15 protein-coding genes and 1 pseudogene are annotated in these 17541 nt (G+C 39.9%); 5 read left to right on the plus strand and 11 right to left on the minus strand.

Going from position 1 to position 17541, the window contains the following annotated elements; translation table 11 throughout:
• Positions 1 to 85 precede the first annotated feature (85 nt).
• The 4 genes from B1R93_RS12645 (at position 86) to B1R93_RS12660 (ending at position 2507) form a co-directional block, all read left to right on the plus strand.
• On the plus strand, positions 86 to 481 hold the full coding sequence (locus B1R93_RS12645) for a hypothetical protein (RefSeq protein WP_088104308.1): 396 nt from the start codon (positions 86 to 88) through the stop codon (positions 479 to 481).
• A gap of 115 nt (positions 482 to 596) precedes the next feature.
• The gene (locus tag B1R93_RS12650) at positions 597 to 1427 is read left to right on the plus strand and encodes a hypothetical protein (protein ID WP_088104309.1); all 831 of its coding nucleotides are present in this window, start codon (positions 597 to 599) and stop codon (positions 1425 to 1427) included.
• A 101-nt stretch (positions 1428 to 1528) separates the two neighbouring features.
• Positions 1529 to 1798 (plus strand): helix-turn-helix domain-containing protein, encoded by a 270-nt coding sequence (locus B1R93_RS12655; RefSeq protein WP_088104310.1) that lies wholly within the window; start codon positions 1529 to 1531, stop codon positions 1796 to 1798.
• A 187-nt stretch (positions 1799 to 1985) separates the two neighbouring features.
• Positions 1986 to 2507, plus strand: coding sequence for a competence protein ComK (locus B1R93_RS12660; RefSeq protein ID WP_088104311.1), 522 nt, complete (start codon positions 1986 to 1988; stop codon positions 2505 to 2507).
• Between the two features lie 315 nt (positions 2508 to 2822).
• On the opposite strand, the gene cysQ is transcribed toward B1R93_RS12660, so the two are convergent.
• The 6 genes and pseudogenes from cysQ to B1R93_RS22725 all read right to left on the minus strand — a co-directional run bounded on the left by cysQ (position 2823) and on the right by B1R93_RS22725 (position 10793).
• Positions 2823 to 3623, minus strand: coding sequence for a 3'(2'),5'-bisphosphate nucleotidase CysQ (gene cysQ / locus B1R93_RS12665; RefSeq protein WP_088104312.1), 801 nt, complete (start codon positions 3621 to 3623; stop codon positions 2823 to 2825).
• Positions 3624 to 3728: 105 nt separating this feature from the next.
• Complete coding sequence (locus B1R93_RS12670; RefSeq protein WP_088104313.1) at positions 3729 to 6248, minus strand: EAL domain-containing protein; 2520 nt, start codon at positions 6246 to 6248, stop codon at positions 3729 to 3731.
• Between the two features lie 285 nt (positions 6249 to 6533).
• Positions 6534 to 7304, minus strand: a complete 771-nt coding sequence (locus B1R93_RS12675; protein ID WP_245308278.1) for an alpha/beta fold hydrolase — start codon at positions 7302 to 7304, stop codon at positions 6534 to 6536.
• 431 nt (positions 7305 to 7735) lie between these two features.
• The gene (locus tag B1R93_RS12680) at positions 7736 to 9463 is read right to left on the minus strand and encodes a glycoside hydrolase family 35 protein (RefSeq protein WP_088104315.1); all 1728 of its coding nucleotides are present in this window, start codon (positions 9461 to 9463) and stop codon (positions 7736 to 7738) included.
• A 23-nt stretch (positions 9464 to 9486) separates the two neighbouring features.
• Positions 9487 to 10605, minus strand: a pseudogene (locus tag B1R93_RS12685) (glycoside hydrolase family 88 protein).
• 50 nt (positions 10606 to 10655) lie between these two features.
• On the minus strand, positions 10656 to 10793 hold the full coding sequence (locus B1R93_RS22725; RefSeq protein ID WP_133058644.1) for a DUF2264 domain-containing protein: 138 nt from the start codon (positions 10791 to 10793) through the stop codon (positions 10656 to 10658).
• Between the two features lie 502 nt (positions 10794 to 11295).
• On the opposite strand from B1R93_RS22725, the gene B1R93_RS12690 reads away from it, so the two are divergent.
• Positions 11296 to 12297 carry a LacI family DNA-binding transcriptional regulator gene (locus B1R93_RS12690; protein ID WP_342587524.1) on the plus strand — a complete coding sequence of 334 codons (1002 nt, stop codon included), beginning with the start codon at positions 11296 to 11298 and terminating at the stop codon, positions 12295 to 12297.
• 175 nt (positions 12298 to 12472) lie between these two features.
• On the opposite strand, the gene B1R93_RS22730 is transcribed toward B1R93_RS12690, so the two are convergent.
• The 5 genes from B1R93_RS22730 to B1R93_RS12710 all read right to left on the minus strand — a co-directional run bounded on the left by B1R93_RS22730 (position 12473) and on the right by B1R93_RS12710 (position 17348).
• A complete protein-coding gene (locus tag B1R93_RS22730; RefSeq protein ID WP_133058645.1) occupies positions 12473 to 12649 on the minus strand; it encodes a beta galactosidase jelly roll domain-containing protein in 177 nt (58 codons plus the stop codon).
• A gap of 133 nt (positions 12650 to 12782) precedes the next feature.
• Positions 12783 to 13544, minus strand: coding sequence for an IS21-like element helper ATPase IstB (gene istB / locus B1R93_RS12695; protein WP_088102892.1), 762 nt, complete (start codon positions 13542 to 13544; stop codon positions 12783 to 12785).
• Positions 13541 to 14800: an IS21 family transposase gene (istA, locus tag B1R93_RS12700; RefSeq protein ID WP_088102891.1), complete on the minus strand. Its 1260-nt coding sequence runs from the start codon at positions 14798 to 14800 to the stop codon at positions 13541 to 13543. Before istA ends, istB begins: the two co-directional genes overlap by 4 nt.
• Positions 14801 to 14974: 174 nt before the next feature.
• Positions 14975 to 15997 (minus strand): GDP-mannose 4,6-dehydratase, encoded by a 1023-nt coding sequence (locus tag B1R93_RS12705; RefSeq protein WP_088104318.1) that lies wholly within the window; start codon positions 15995 to 15997, stop codon positions 14975 to 14977.
• On the minus strand, positions 15972 to 17348 hold the full coding sequence (locus tag B1R93_RS12710; protein ID WP_088104319.1) for a UDP-glucose dehydrogenase family protein: 1377 nt from the start codon (positions 17346 to 17348) through the stop codon (positions 15972 to 15974). Before B1R93_RS12710 ends, B1R93_RS12705 begins: the two co-directional genes overlap by 26 nt.
• Positions 17349 to 17541: the final 193 nt, after the last annotated feature.

Raw genomic sequence — 17541 nt, forward strand, 5'->3', positions numbered from 1 at the left:
ATAGATGGAAGAAGAGCTGTGATATGTATTCATTGGGAGGGAAGTGGCGAGGCTTACTACTAGTTTGAAAGCAGGAGGAATGATTATGAAGATTGCTCTATTACTAATGGTGTTAATTCCGATCATAACCGTTAGTATCATTAGTAGTCAGACAAACACGGTGCAAAGGGAAATCACAAACCCTTTTCATCGCGTAAATGAACATCAAACCCGCTCTATTCCCAAAGTGAGTCAAAACCAGAACGAAGAGAGACTAGACGTTGACGGCATCACCTTCTCAACACGTGAAGAGGCGCTCGAATTTGCACTTGAGCACTTTACATTTCAGGAGCTTTTATCTTTTTACGAAAAAGCTCAAGATGGTGTGAACGAAGAAGAAAAACAAGCTATTCATTCCCAACTTGCAGAACGTTTAACGAAGGAAGAAATAGATGCACTGATTACATTCGAAAAAAAAGAAATGAACAAGCTTCAGAAGTAGTTTTATACGAAGAAGATTCAAGTTAATAGTAAATTCCTCACCTCCCTACTCCCCCTTTTCCCTCTCTCAAGTATATATACACGATGAAGGATCGAAAAAAAGGGAGGAATAGAAAATGAAATCAGGAAAAATCGAACAATTTGCCCACCTAAGCCAATTCACAAGCGTGAAGGACTTCAACCAATCAATGAAACGAGCACTTGAGCTGCACGGACATCACTTCACAAAAGGTGAACTCCTTGCTTTACTTCTGCTTACACGCTTTAGCGCCAAATACTACGGGGTATGCAACGCCCGTATTTGTAAGCTCGTCCAAGCCTCGCAATCAGAAAAAGGCGGCGTCTCTCGCTCTACCTTTGAACGCATGCTCCGCAAAGCAAAATCATTCGGCATCCTCACAATCCACAACACCATTCGTGAAAAAGGCGGTCTTTCGCACAGTGTCTACGTCTTCAACCGATTCGATCATCATCCCGCATCTGACAGAGTTACAAGCCAACAATTGACAGACCGCACAGCCGCGAAAAAGCGAGACACACCAACTCCTGAACCCCACTCAAACTCACCTGAAACTAGTCTTCTTAAAACTACTCATTTCAAAAAAGATCTACGTCCAAACACAACCGAACTAGATTATTCCTTCGTTCCTGCATACGTCCCTCAATCGTTTGTTCAAACGTCAAAACCTTTTTTTAATACAGCTAGCGAAATCTGTACTCTTTGGAGTCGTGTCATGATTGCCTACCGCGCGATGAAGTTTGAATGCACGATCGATACCCTCTTACCAACAATCACTAAAGCCTTTAAACATTCGATTTACCGCTACAAGCAAAGCCGCATTAAAACAAGCTTTATTCAATACTTTTACGGGACATTAGCCGCAATGTTTGCAGTCGTCAAACGAAAAGTCACCGCCCAAAAACAGCCTTTACCTAGCTGGCTATAATAAAAACCCGTAAATATCCAAATATCCCCTTTTCCAACACTATAGTTTGTTCTTTCTCCGTTTTACCACTTGGACAATTTAGGTAAAAAGGAGCAAGCCCTTTGAGCATACTTGGACAACTCAATCAAAGTGTTGGGAAAAACATAAAAGCGCGACGACTTCAGAATGGGTTAACGCTTGAAAAGCTGGCCGAAGATGCCGACTTAAGCGTTAATTACATTGGTCAGGTTGAACGCGGAGAAAAAAACATCACCATCTATACCCTCTTTCGAATTGCGAAAGGACTCCATTTAAAAAAGCCCCACGAACTTCTTTTAGAAGCCTCCGAAGACATCTACCCAAATCTACACATGAACAAGGAGAAGGATTAGGGAACGCCGCGGGCACTGAAAAAGGGTCGGTTTCCCTTTTTCAATGCCCTCTCCTAGCGTGACTTTCAAGGGGCTTTTCATTGCCCCCCTTTCCTTCCTCCTCATTTTCCTTAAAAGGAGGTGATACATCGACACTACTGTCCCATCTTGCAACTAAAACTAAAACTAAAAAAGAGAGGCGTATCCTATGAAAAAGATTATTCTTACCGATTACGAAATCAACAAAGACACGATGGCCCTACAACCAGCCACCGATATCGGCTATGAGACAATTGTCGTCGAACGAAACCAAGTCCTCTACGTGAACAAAACGCCCCTTCAGCTAATCGAAGCCGCTTGCTTAGAAGGAGGCGCATCCTACGAGGGGAGACGTGAAGCTGTAAGCTATTTAATTGGCGCAAGAAACAAAGTCCCACTCCCCATCAGTCCCGGCGAGCACATCTATGCCCTTCCGACACACTCACCGAAGCAATTCGAATGCATCTGGTTATTCTACTATCACATTAAAACCTTCAAGCCCGACCCGAAATTCCCCAATCAAACCATCATTATCTTCAAAAGCAACCTCGACCTCACACTAAACGTCTCTTACTCCACTATCGAAAAGCAAATGCAGCGCACCTCTTACTGTATCGTCCGTTACTCGCAAAAGCTCATTCACCTACCACTTGTTGCAGAGCATAATAGCTTAATGACAATAGGCTGGTAAGCGAGTTGGAGAGCAGCGGTTTTTTTCGTTGCTCTCCAATGGAATTTTTTTTAGAAATAACGGATATTTTCCAATCATGGAAGCACACTAAGAAAAAAGGGTGTGAACATGATGAATCCGTTCTATAAAACAACATGGAAACTCATAAGCCAATTCGATAAAAACGGCCATCTGTTTAATAAAACACTAAACTGGATCACCTATCTTCAGCATAGCAGTTCATTTTCATGCAATTGGTTCGTGGTGATGATTGAGCTCGTGTAATCTCAAACAAAAAACCCCCGCCAAATTTGGACGAGGGAGACGATTATACAATTAACGCTTGACGATAAACCAAGGATTCAACAAATTTTCCTTATTATAGAATAGTGGAGTTCCCGAATCAGTCGTCACGACTTGCGCACCAGCCTGTTCAACAATCGCTTGCCCAGCAGCTGTATCCCATTCCATCGTCGGAGCAAAACGTGGATATACATCTGCATGACCTTCTGCAACCATGCATAGCTTTAATGAGCTTCCTGCTGAAATTATATCAACTTCGCCAACCTTCTCTTTTAACTCATTAATATAAGCTTCCGTTTCAGGAGACATATGCGAGCGGCTTGCAATCACCGTTGTTTTTTCCTTCTCAACAGCTAATGGCAGCTTAGACGCAGTACGACTCCACTCGTCGTTAAAACGCGCTTTCGCTTTCTCAAGCTTATAAGCACCAAGACCTTCTTTAGCCGCGAATAGCGTGTCTAAAACCGGTGTATAAATGACACCTAACACCGGGCGCCCGTTATGAACTAACGCAATATTAACGGTAAATTCATCATTACGCTTAATAAATTCCTTCGTCCCATCTAACGGGTCAACAACCCAAAGGTACTCCCAATCCTTTCGCTCATCATAGCTTAGATGATTTCCTTCCTCGCTTAAGATCGGGATTTCTGGATAAAGACGTTCTAACTCGGTTGTGATCGCTTCATGAGAGCGTTTATCCGCTAACGTTAATGGGGAATCGTCCTTTTTACTCTCTACGCCGAAGTCAGGTGAGTTATACACGTCTAAAATACGTTCTCCCGCTTTCATTGAAAGTGCAATGATATCGTCTAACTTGATTTGAGTAAGCATATTTGTACGTCCTTTTTAAAAATTTTCTTTTACACCACTATTGTATAAGAAATGTTCGCTCCTTGTGATCCGTTTCAACCTAAATATCTTAAGTATTACTGATTATTAGAGGAATTGTTCAAACTCCTGCTTACAAAGCGGCTTACTAAACAGAAAGCCTTGCATAAAATAGCATTCATTCTGTATTAAAAACTCTTTTTGGTATTCTTCCTCTACCCCTTCAGCTATAACTTGTAAGCGAAGGCTACGTGAGAGATTGATGATCGCTTCGGGAATTTCAGAATTACTATAGTCATCTCTAATGTCTTGAATAAAGGAGCGATCGATTTTAAGACAATTAATCGGCAACGTTTTTAAGTAGCTTAATGAAGAATACCCCGTTCCAAAATCGTCAATTGAAATAGAAATCCCGAATTCTTGCAAATCTTTTAACGCTTTTATCGTTTCTTTCGTGTTGTAAAGTAACGTACTTTCTGTAATCTCAATTTCAAAAAGCTCCGGTACTAACTGACAGTCAGAAAGAATGTCTTTCACCTGTTTGACCAAGGAGGCAGGATCCTGAAATTGTTTAGCTGAAAAGTTCACAGCAAGATTTAACGGTTCGACTCGGTTCTCATTCCATTTCTTTATTTGCGAACAAGCTTGTCTCATCGTCTTTTCCCATAATGGATAGATTAGCCCCGTTTCCTCTGCAATCGAAATAAATTTCTCAGGTGATACAAACCCAAGCTCCTCATCATTCCATCTCAGCAAAGCTTCTACCCCTGTAAGGGCATCCGTACGGCCATCTACCTTGGGCTGGTAATAGACTTCAATCTCATCATTTTTAATCGCTTTTCTCAACCGTGTTTCCAAACGAAGCTTTTCATTTTTCTCTTTCGTTATTTCCTCATTATAGATGGTGACTTTATTGCCGCCTTGCCTTTTCGCTGCATACATCGCTCCATCAGCACATATCATAAGCGCCTCAATATTCTCTGTATGGTTAGGGTATAAGCTTACCCCACAACTAGCACTGACATTGATTTCATGTTCGTCTAGTAAATAAGGTTGGAAGATCATGGCGATCATAGACTCCGCTAGTCTTTTAATCTCGGCTTCCTTAAGCCCGCTCAGTAAAATAACAAATTCATCCCCACTCTGTCTCGTCACAATACTATTTTCAATGGGCAGACAGTCCTTGATCCGCTCAGAAATTAATTTAATTAAGCGATCCCCTTTCGCATGTCCGAAGGTATCATTAATATCTTTAAAGCGATCGATATCAATAAATAAGATAGCGACCATCTCTCCCGTTATTTGTGCGCTGGCAATTCTTTTATTCAACTCTTCCTGAAAGTACCTTCTATTGAATAACCCTGTTAGCGGATCGTGATAGGCTTGAAATTCAATCACTTCTTGGCTCTGTTTCAAATCAGTAACATAGCTCTGTAACGAGCGTGATAAATCATTTACATTTTCCGCAAGATGACCTAGTTCATCTTTACGTTTTAACGCAATATTCCCACCAAAATTCCCTTGAGCAATCTCATTTACCTTTTCAACGATATAACCAATCGGCCTTGTAATCGAACGTGAGAAAACAAAGCTTGTGAGTAAAACAACCAGTACAAACGGCGCCGTTAACAGGATGTGCCGCAGGAGTTCCCGTTCAAGTTCTTTTTTAAATAAGCCGTAATCGTAGGATAAAGCTATGACATAAGGCTCCTCCGCATCTGCATCGATAGGAACAAATGTTTTTTTAACCGTTTTGCTATTTAGTTCTTCCGTATAGCTCTGTACTTCACCTGTTTGTAAAACCGTTTGAACCATTTCGACATCTCTTGATTGGTTTTGATAGTCATAGGTACCATACATAATCGGTTCGTCTGCTAGCCGAATAAAACTATTTCCGTTGTTATCAAGCGCTTCCGTCTCTTTTCCAAAGTTTTCTGGATTGAAGACGGTCAACTCAAGAACACCATCAAGTTTCGTTCTTAAACGTTCCATAATATTACCTGGGCCAAACCGTTTCTCATACTCCAATACTTTATTATCTCTTAAATATGGATCGATGATATAATTCGTAGATCCATCGTAATAATATCCCCATTTATCGGTATGGTTAGGATTACTTGCCGCAACCTCGATTGGACCTGACCAATAGTTTGGCAATGCCAACCCCTCTTTAACTGTAACTGGCTTTAAAGCGAATAGCTGTTGAAACGCATCATACCAAAATAGCCAATCTTTTGTGGACATATTAATCTCATGCGAATCAGACGATTTCACACCGATAATATCATCATCCGTTTTTGCTAATAATGTAATATGAGAAATCATAAGTTCGTCAGCCAACTGTTCTAGTTGTTCATTTGTCACATCTTCATGGTTTGAAGGCAACGCATTTCTGATCGCAATCGCAGCTGTTCTTAGCTCTCGCGCCAAAATATCTTCTACATATTGTGCACTATTTTTAGAATTTTCAACTTGAGCAGATACTTCCTGAGTAATCAATTCTATTTCTCTTTCATTGTATTCTATCATTTGCTGCTTAGAGCGTACGTAGTGCAATGTACTATTGGCTATTAAAATACATAAAACCAATGACGTAAAAATTAAGGGGAGTTTCTTCTTTATTGACACAGATGACACCTCCGAATACATAAGACAAACTACTTTATCATTTCCCCCTGTTGCTCTTGTCATTCTACCAAAATTAAAGAAAGAATGAAGTTATATGAACAATCATATTATAGCACAATCTACGTCGTTTCTAGCTCTAGCATCGATAGTCATTCTCACACAAAAAAATTCCAATTTTTAAATAAATAACGCAAAAAAACCCTCTGTAATGAACAAATACACGTAGTTCGCTATGTCCATCGTAAAGAGTTTTCCTATTTGGTAAATACAAACAGTACCCTTTTATTATGAATAAACTTTCAAACCGTTACGTTTTCTAAATATTTTATTTTTGTTAAGAAAACGTTGGAAGATCGACATGAACTGTTCATGTTGATGAATATGTGCGACATGTCCAGCATGTTTCAATTCTTTATACTCGACATGTGGGACATACCGTTTCAAATCGAGCAGTGTGCTTTTGTACAATTCATCATATTCTCCCATTACCCATAATATAGGTGTATTCATACCTACTAACGCTGCTTTAGAGTCAAACTCAAGCTGTATTCGCATCGCTTTTTCAAAAACATTCGGATGCACTAAAAGAGCCGAATGAAAGAATATCTCCTCTGAATCTTCAGGTATGAATTCTTTATTCGGATTAAGAACGGTCGCACATCGTCGTAACCATGCTTCATACGGATAATCGTCTTTTTCTTGCAGCACTTGAGTAAGGTTCGTAGAAAATGTAGACGGAACATTACAACAATATCCCCCTACAAACGTCATACTTAATACCATACTAGGATATTTCTTAGCAAAGGCCTGCGCAACGACACAACCAAAACTCAATGCACATAAATGCGCCTTTTCCACTCCAGCTTTCACAAACTTCGCATAAAGCTGATCGAGCAATAAATCTAAAGATAGCAGACCAACAGCCCCTAAATCGTCCGGATCATAAAAGTCATAAGATATGCAATGATAATGAGCGTTTAACGTTTCTACTTCATGCTTAAACACATTCTTATTTCCGACAATCCCATGCAAAAAGATAATCGTTTCTTTTTCCATCACGATACCTCATTCCTTTTTAGGTGGCCTGTCCCTCTTGATATGAACGTTTTATATACTAAAGGTCTCGGAACCTTAGGCCTATCTCCTATATACATAATTCTACACAAGGACGTCATAATCGCAACTAGTTTTTAAGAATGCTAGGGTTTTTTGACTTAAAAGCTCTATGATTAGCAAAAATGGTAGAAGAGTATCCTTTCATAGAAAAGATCGGCGTACTTTTTTCCAGACCTGTTCCGTTAAAATGAGCCTTTATAACGATTTTTGCCTTTCTGTGTTTCATTGGATTTGTCATCGGTGTTTAACGCGCTAATCTACGAAATAGACGTTCTTGCTAAAAGGCAAAAAGGCCAGAGTGAAGTTACACTCGGCCAAATATTAAAAATCTCACTTAACGATTGTGAGTATGATGGTGATGACAGGCACATCTAGGAACACCACTTCGGATCTTCCACCAATCGAATCTCATTTGTCTTCGTCTCCTCGAGCTCGAGCACTGTAATCACGTTCCCCGCTTCCTTTAAAAGCGGACCTGGCAGGTACAGTCGCTTTTGAGGACCGGCTGTGTTCCAGTATCTCCCTAGGTTAAAGCCGTTAATGAACACATTTCCTTTTGTAAATCCTTCTAAATCGACGAATGTATCGTGCTGCTTAGGGGCATCGAACTCACCTTGGAAAAATTTCGGGTAGCGTTCATCCGCGGAATGAGAGAAATCTTCAGGAAGCTGCTCCAATTCAATCAAATGCATTTCCCAATTAAAAAAGTATTGTCCCTCGATCCAAAGATTTTCGGTTACCCCTTTTTTATCAGCTAAATGCTTTCCATAATTCGCTCGTCCCATATTCTCCACTAAAATCTCCAACGTATTTCTATCCTCCGGAAAATCGACCGTTACACTCTTCTCCTCATCATTAATATAAATCGTCTTTACTCGAACGCCATTCACATAGACAAAGGCACGGTCATGAACCGGAGATGTATCGAGTTTCAGCGTTCCTTTTCGGTTAACCTCCGTACGATACAATATATACCCGTACGATTGCCCGACGTCCTCCATGCTTAACGGGGTAATGTGTTCATGAGCTGTACTGATTTCGCCCAACACATCAAATAAACTCACGGACTTATCAAGCGACACCGACCCGTAGTTTCTCGTTTTAACCGTCTCTTCGACGTCCTCCGGCACATCGACAAACCGACTCAGCACCTTTTTTACTTCTCGATATTTTTCGGTCATTTCGCCATGCTCGGTTAAGAGACTGTCATAATCATAGCTCGTAATCGTCGGTTCGTACTTCTCATAGTGATTGGCTCCGTTCATAAATCCAAAATTCGTTCCACCATGAAACATATAAAAATTAACCGAGCTTTTCAATTCCAATATATTCTCAAATACCTTTGCCGCCTCCCTTGGGTCACGAACGGTATGCTTCCCTTCCCAATGGTCAAACCAACCAATCCAAAATTCAGCGACCATTTTTGGCGAACCCGGCTTATAGTTTTCCAACGCTACAAATGCTTCCTCCACTCGCGAACCAAAGTTCAATGTTGTGACCACATCTGGCAACGAGCCTTGTTCGATAAAGATAGGACCATCGGATGTAAACAAAAATGTCTCAAGCTGGTGTTTCGCATATTGCTCTTGGAAAAAACGCAAATAAGCCTGGTCATTTCCGTAAGCTCCGTATTCATTTTCAATTTGCAACGCAATAATCGGTCCGCCATTCTTTAATAAAAAGCGTTTAAGCTTAGGCAGCAGCACATCATAATAGTCCTCAACATACTTTAAAAATGTAGGATGACTGCAGCGCAAAGCGATCTCCTTCTCGGCTAACAGCCATGCCGGCAGCCCACCCATTTCCCACTCCGCACAAATATACGGCGAAGGACGGACGATCACATACAGCCCTAGTTTGTGTGCCGTTTCAATAAACGCTTCAATATCAGCTAAGCCTGAAAAATGGAATTGCCCCTTCTTCGGCTCGTGAACATTCCAAGCGACATACGTTTCAACCGTATTCAACCCTAGCGCCTTTAACTTCTGTAGGCGGTCTTCCCAATATTCTGGTACGGTGCGAAAATAATGAATCGCCCCTGATAAAATTTGAAATGGTTGGTCGTTTAATATAAATTCCCCGTTCTCTACTTTTAGCATAGTTCCCTCCCGATTTTCGCTGTTCACCAAAAAAATTCTGACTTCCCTCTCAACCTAGCAATTCCTTCTACAAAAAAATAATCTCCATAAATAAGAGGAACATCTATGCCCTTTTGCTCCGGATAGTGACTCGTTCCCGCTAAAATCAATCCATCCTCTTTTTCGTTATCCCACGCTCCATAATTTTCATAAAGTGATTTCAAAATCGCATTACCGGCTTTCGCATAAATGCCCGACTCTGTTTGTGACACTTTTTCCGCCAGCAACATTAGGCCTGATCCAGCAATTGCTCCCGCCGAAGAATCACGATAAGGCGTCACATCATCCGGAATGCGAAAATCCCAATGCGGAACAAAATCGTCAGGTAAGTGGGCGATGAAAAAATGAGCGACTTTCTTCGCTGCCTGCAAGTAACGTGCTTCTTTCGTATAGTCAAAGCAAAGCGTTAACCCATATAAAGCCCAAGCCGTTCCCCGAGACCACGCTGAATCTGCGGCATAGCCTTGACCGCCAAGAAACGCTCGGCGCTCGCCCGTTTCCGGGTCAAAATGAACAATATGATGAACCGAGCCATCTTCTTCAATAAAATGCGCTAAAATCACATCGGCATGCCGCATCGCCACCGCTTTATAACGCGGGTCACCAGTCTGTTCAGATGCCCAAAACAATAGTGATAGATTCATCGCACAATCGATAATCGCATAACCTGTGTTTTCATCTCCTTCAAACCACGGATTCCAAGCACGAATATAGTTGCCATTCACATTAAAACGGCCCATTAATAGATTCGCCGCTAATAACGCTCGGCGCCGTGAGTCTTCCTTGCCTAGCAGTTTGTAGCGAGCCACACTCGTAAGCGTCCACATAAATCCGATATCATGATCCAAGTGAATAAAATCGGTTATCACCTGATCCAAGTGGCGCTCACATTCTTCAGCAATGTTCCGAATCGCTTCATCCTTTGTATCCTGATACAACAGCCACAGCTGCCCCGGCCAAAACCCTGCTGTCCACCAATGCGGCGGAGCCAACTCATACGTACCCTCCTTGCTTAGATGAGGAAAGCTCGCCCCGATTGCTTGACTCGTTCACTGTAGCTTTTTCGCAATGTCTCCCCATGCCTCTTCTACCCAGCTAGACATCTCTCCCTCTCCTTTCAAACTGAAATTGCAGCTTTACAGTCATTGATTTGTTATAACCAGTCAACAAGATTACCTTTTTCCTGTTCTGATAGTCGTTCATAAAATACCTCAGGCGCAGGCGCTAACGCATATCCATACACGGCCATTTCGACAATGCGCTGGTCATATCTTGCTCTAATACTCTTCATGAGCCAGGTTCACACCGTTTCTTATTCCGATAAGGACTCGGTCCAAAGCAGAATCATCGCCTCCTCCTGCGATAAGAGGGACCAGTCCCCAAAGCCTTCCGTCCCTCCCTATTAAGTTAGTAAATGTAAATTTTGAGTGTCATTGAAAGCAATGAACCCAAAAGTACAACCTAATTTCACATCAGATTTGGAACACCTTGTAATGAAAGCGCTTTATAGGGATTATAGTAAAACAACAGCCAACTAGAGTCAAGTAAATATTTACTGTTATTCATAGTAAAGTTTAAGTGAATTTCGACAAAACCCTTTTATATGCACATAAATACTGTAAAGATGTACTAGTTTAACGTCCTTTTTACCTCTATAACGATAGTAAAGTATAGTAAAGTACAGTAAACATTACTAACTATTGACTAATAAAAAAAGTTCGTATATTTTTAAGTAAATTAACTAAACAAATATTGGATTTATACATGGAGCGACATGTCGAAGCAAACGGAGTGTGAAAAGCGTGGCCACGATAAAAGACATTGCAGATAAAGTAGGCGTATCAACAACTACCGTATCAAGAGTATTAAACTATGATTCAAGCCTATCGGTTGCCGATGAAACGAAAAAACAAATATTTAAAGTCGCAGAAGAACTTTCCTACCAAAAAAGACGAAAAAAAACACCGGTTTACCGAAGAATCGCGTTCATCCATATCAAAACAGAGGACGAAGAGCTCGATGATGTGTATTACATGGCGATTCGGGTAGGCATTGAAGAACAAGCAGCCAATCATAACATTCAGCTACTCAAATTTTTAAAAGGAGAGTATGATCGGATTCCAAAAGACATTGATGGAATCATTGTCGTAGGAGATACTTTCGAAGAACAAATCAACCTTCTGAGAAACATTACACCGAACATCGTCATTATCGACTCCTACTATGTAGCCGATGATTGCGATGCAGTCTTAATCGACTTTGAACGAGTGACAAGCCAGATCTTAGACTATCTCATTGAAACGGGTCATGAGAAGATCGGATTTCTCGGCGGAGTCCAAACCTTTTTAAACGATCAACCAGCAAGCCAAGAAAAACGCGAAACGCATTTTAGAAGATACATGGCAGAGCGAGGATTATTAAACGAGAACTTCATCTTCGTCCAAAGATTTAACGTCAATTCCGGCTATCAGCTCATGAAAAAGGCAATTTCTGAACTAAAAGACGACCTTCCAACCGCCTTCTTCGTCGGCAATGACCCGATGGCAATCGGTGCCTTACGCGCTTTACAGGAAGAAAACATCGCCGTCCCCGAACGAGTCAGCATCATCGGCATTAACGATATTAGTATATCAAAATACTTATTCCCCTCCCTCAGCACCGTAAGAATCGAAACTGAGCTAATGGGAGAAACTGCCGTCGATTTAATCCTCGAACGACTCACAAACGAACGGAAAATCGCAAAAAAAGTGTACTTGGAGACGAAGCTGATGGTGCGAAGTACGACGAAAGGTTAGAGACGAACTCATATCAAAACTAACGTATAGTAGCCAGCTTGCTTTCACTTAACGCGCTAATCTACGAACTAGATGTTCTTGCTAAAAGGCAAAAAGGCCAGAGTGAAGTTACACTTGGCCAAATATTAAAAATCTCACTTAACTATTGTGAGTATGATGGTGATGACAGGCACACCTAAGGACACCACTTCGGCTCTTCCACCAATCGAATCTCATTCGTCTTCGTCTCCTCGAGCTCGAGCACTGTAATCACGTTCCCCGCTTCCTTTAAAAGCGGACCCGGCAGGTACAGTCGCTTTTGAGGACCGGCTGTGTTCCAGTATCTCCCTAGGTTAAAGCCGTTAATGAACACATTTCCTTTTGTAAATCCTTCTAAATCGACGAATGTATCGTTGTACTAGTTCGTGACCTTTCTGTCATTAATAATATTGTCAACAACGGATTAAAATTCCCCATTTTCAGCGGTTGAAAAATCCCCAATATCATCACTTTGCTACTATCGGCTGAATTCCAGCCTTCTGTTTTTCCTTTAATCGATAGGATTCTCCTTTCATGTTAAATGTAGTGGAGTGATGAAGCAGCCGATCTAAAACAGCGGTTGCTAAAACATCATCTCCAAAGATTTTCCCCCATTCTATATATGATTTATTAGAGGTTATAATAATTGACCCCTCTTCATATCTCTTTGAGATGATTTGAAACAGGAGGTTTGCACTTAACTCATCAAACGGGAAGTATCCCATTTCATCCAAAACGAGTACATTAAACTTAGATAACTTATTTACTAAGCGACTTGTTGTGTTGCGTTCATCAGCTTTCTTACACATTGTGATGAAATCATCACAACGTGTATAGTGGGCTGTATAACCTTTATTTAATGCTTCAAGTGCAATCCCAATCGCAAGATGGGTTTTACCTACACCGGGAGGTCCCAAAAGTAAGATATTATCCCCATTATCAATAAATCTACATGTCATTATTTCTTTAATTCTTCTTTCACTAACACTTGTCTGAAATGCGAAATCAAAATCTTCAATTCTCTTTAAATATGGTAATTTTGCTTTATTAATACGTCTTTCCAAATCTTTGTTTTCAAGTAATTCAATTTCTTGTTTTAAAAGAGTGTCTAGGAACTCAGAGTATGGTACATTATGTTTAGAGGCATCTTCGAGAATTGCTTCAATTTGTTGAGCAGTTATCGTAAAGCCAACAGCGTGTAAACGTTCAGTTAAGAGCTCGTTATTCATTTTGTTTCACCTGCTTTTGACTGTTCTTCATACACTTGAAGGGAACGTTGTTCCACTTTAGGTCCAAGGAGAGAATCGTGATGGGTCGCCAAACCTTTTGTTGTCACGTTTTTCTCCTTTTTTTCTTTCTCTCGGTAATGATCCATTTGAGTTAATGATTGTGCCTTCCCAGTAATAAGGGGATGAGAGGCTATACATTCTAAATCATCGTAAATCTCTATATGATGGTCTAATGTTTGTTTTACCTTTACGTTAACACCTTTAAATCTAATTGGAACAGAATATTGTTTCCCTTCGTACTCTATTAAACCTTGAGGACTTACAGTTGATTGGGTCCACTTATTAATAGGGAACATAGGGCGCTCATTCCAGTTAAGTAAATGATCCTGCTCATAATTAAACCTTTCGATTGGCGCTTCTTTAGTTGTTTGATTTGGTTTTTTATTCGCTACATTGTCTAACCATATTTGTAAGCTTTCATTCATTTTTATTAGAGAGGGCTCTAACTTCCGCTGCATAAAGTTCTTCTTTAAGTAACCAACAGCACTTTCCACTTTGCCTTTTGTTTGAGGTCGAGCTGGTTTACAAGCCTTAGGAACAATCCCATAGTAGGCAAGGAACTCTTCAAATTTACGATTAAAACGAATTTCTGTTGGTGAGTGTTTTATTACAACGGTTTTCATATTGTCATATAAGATCTGTTTAGGGACTCCATTAAAATAGGCAAAAGCATTCATGTGACATTTCATTAACTGTTCTAAATTCATAGTAGTAGTAATCTCCATATACTTCATACGTGAAAAGCCTAATACTATTACAAATACATAAAGTTTCTGTAACTTACCATCAACGAAATGTTCCCCTAATTCACCCCAATCCATTTGAGCTTGTAAACCGGGAGGTGTTTCGTACCTGACACTTCCTTGCTTATTTGGCTTTTGTCGATATACCCTCACAAAATCTCGAAGTATTGTCATTTGGCCTTTGTAACCCATTGCTTGAATTTCCTCTAAGAGAACAACACAATTTGTAGTACCTTCTTTCAACCTGGAAAGTATATAATCCTCGTAGTCTTCTAATTTCCTCTTCTTGTCTACCTTCTTCTGCTTACGAGTCTTGTATTGCGGCAGTTCAGACTGATTAATGTATTTTCTTACAGTCTTTCGGTCAAATCCAGTTTCTTCAGCGATAGCGCTGATTGTCCACCCTTTCTGATAAAGTTCTTTAATCATAAAAAATTCCCCTATCTCTATCATGTCTAATGTCTCTCCACTCCAAGAATTTGTGTATCGAGACCATTATCCGCTAAATTTGGGGAATTTTTAACCGTTTATATTGGGGATTTTATCACCGTTGTTAACAATATGCCATTTTCAAAATTAAGGAATCATTAAATAAACCCACTAAGCCTCTAGCTAAGTGGGTATTCCTTACTTCTTATAATAATCTACATACCAATCAGCAAACTTCTGCAGACCCTCTTCAATCGAAGTTTTCGGCTTAAATCCTACAGCTTCCTGCAATAAATCAGTTGAAGCATACGTAGCAGGAACATCTCCTGGCTTAATTGGTTCAAACACCTTTTCAAACTGCACTTCTCTTCCTAAAGCTTTGCTTAAAGTCTTCTCCAATGTATTAATAAACGTCATCAGCTTTTCCGGATTATTGTTACCGATGTTAAACACCTTATGAGGAACAGCATCAAACGGCGGTTTACCGATAAGTCGTTCTATTCCCTCAACGATATCATCTATATATGTGAAGTCACGATAAAGATCATTTTCAAAATCACCGTTATTAAAGATCTTAATCGGTTCACCAGCAAAGTATTTATCAGTAAAACCAAAGTAAGCCATGTCTGGTCTCCCCATTGGGCCGTACACTGTAAAGAAACGTAGACCTGTGGCTGGAATTTTATATAAATGGCTATACGTATGAGCCATCAATTCATTTGACTTCTTCGTAGATGCATAAAGTGATACGGGAGTATCTACAAAGTCCGTTTCTTCAAATGGTACCTTTTTATTAGCTCCGTAAACGGAACTAGAAGATGCATAAACAAGATGTTCTACTGGATTATGTCTGCAAGCTTCAAGGATGTTATAAAAGCCAATGATATTGCTTTGAATATAAACATCTGGATTTTCAATTGAATACCTAACTCCAGCTTGTGCTGCTAAGTTTACCACCACATTAGGCTTATACTTATCAAAGATACTATTGATTGTAGGCTTGTCCGATAAATCTGATTTAATAAATGTAAACTTATCAAAAGGTTGAAGTTGTTCCAGACGATCCATTTTAAGGTTCACATCATAGTAATCATTTAAATTATCAATACCTATTACTTCGCAGCCACTCTCTAATAGTTTCTTAGATAAGTAATACCCAATGAAACCTGCTGTTCCAGTAATAAGATACACTTTACTAGGGTCTAGCGGTTTGTAACTCAAGATTTCCCGACTCCTTTACAACTTCTCTCTCTACAGCCTTTCTTCCAATAGAGTGATACTCCACCCCTGCTTGCTGCATTTCCGTAATACTATAAATATTTCTTCCGTCATATACTAGCGGTGTTCTCATTAACTCCTGATACTTTCCAGGAGTAACTGCTTTAACCTCTCCCCACTCAGTAAAGATAAAGCAAACATTCGCCCCATTTAATGCATCTTCAATATTCGTAACATACGTAATACTGCCTTTGCCATTTTTTCCTTCTGGATGTACTTTTGCAAAGTTATCAGCACCTACAGGGTCAAACGCATAAATATCTGCACCTTGCTCTAGTAATAATGGTACATTCTCAAGAGATGCCGCTTCACGTAAATCATCAGTTCCTGGTTTAAATGTTAACCCTAATACAGCTACCTTCAGACCATTGAACGTAATAAGTCTTTTACTCGCTTTTTTATATAGCATTGTTTTTTGATCAGTATTTACATCAATTGCAGCCTTAACCGTTCGTAATTCATAACCATGCTGCTTTGCAATGTAGTCTAGCGCTTTTGTATCTTTAGGGAAGCATGACCCGCCAAAGCCAATCCCTGCATTTAAAAACTTACTTCCAATACGCTCATCAAAGCTCATTCCCTTAGCTACATCCTGAATATCCGCTCCAACCAATTCACAAAGATTAGCTATGTCATTCATATAAGAGATTTTTAATGCAAGGAAGTCATTGGACGCATATTTTATCATTTCTGCCGATCTTCTATTTACTGAAACAATCGGTAAATGAAACGGCTCATAAATTTTCGTTAATAATTCCTCAGCCCATTTACTTTCTGTTCCGATAATGATTCTCTCAGCATGAAGAGTATCATGAACGGCGGAGCCTTGCGCTAAGAATTCAGGGTTTGATGCTACTTCTATTTTCACATCTTCGACTAAAAAGTCCTGAATAAACTGCTCTACTTTATCATTAGTACCAACCGGAACTGTCGATTTGACGACAACTAGACAATCTTTTTCTACCGATTCAGCAATTTGTCTAGCAACTGTAGCAATGTATGATAGATTTGCAGAACCATCCGATTGTTCAGGTGTACCAACACCAATGAAAATTGCATCAGCATCTTTATAGGCTGATTTGAAGTCAGTGGTATACTCAATTCCTCCAGTAGCATAATTTTTTTGCATTAACTCTTCTAAACCTGTTTCATAAATTGGAGAAACTCCAGATTTCATTAAATCTACTTTTTTTTCATCAATATCAACACAGGTTACTTGGTGGCCTACTTCAGCAAAACAAACGCCGGCAACTAAACCGACGTACCCTGTTCCTGCTACTGCTATTTTATACATTTTCGAACACCCTTTACTCCTTATTTAATACCATAGATTAATGATGAATTCACCTTTGAATCAGAAACAATCCATTTAATAAATTTTCTTTAATATAATCAAACTTTCTTTAGCCTCATACCTTGTTACTTTTCTCCCTGCTCCTGCAACAATCTAAATTATTGTTATCTTCAAAAAAACATTAATATTTTAA

This window comes from Halalkalibacter urbisdiaboli (genome assembly GCF_002156385.1).
GTDB classification, from domain to species: domain Bacteria; phylum Bacillota; class Bacilli; order Bacillales; family Bacillaceae_D; genus Halalkalibacter_A; species Halalkalibacter_A urbisdiaboli.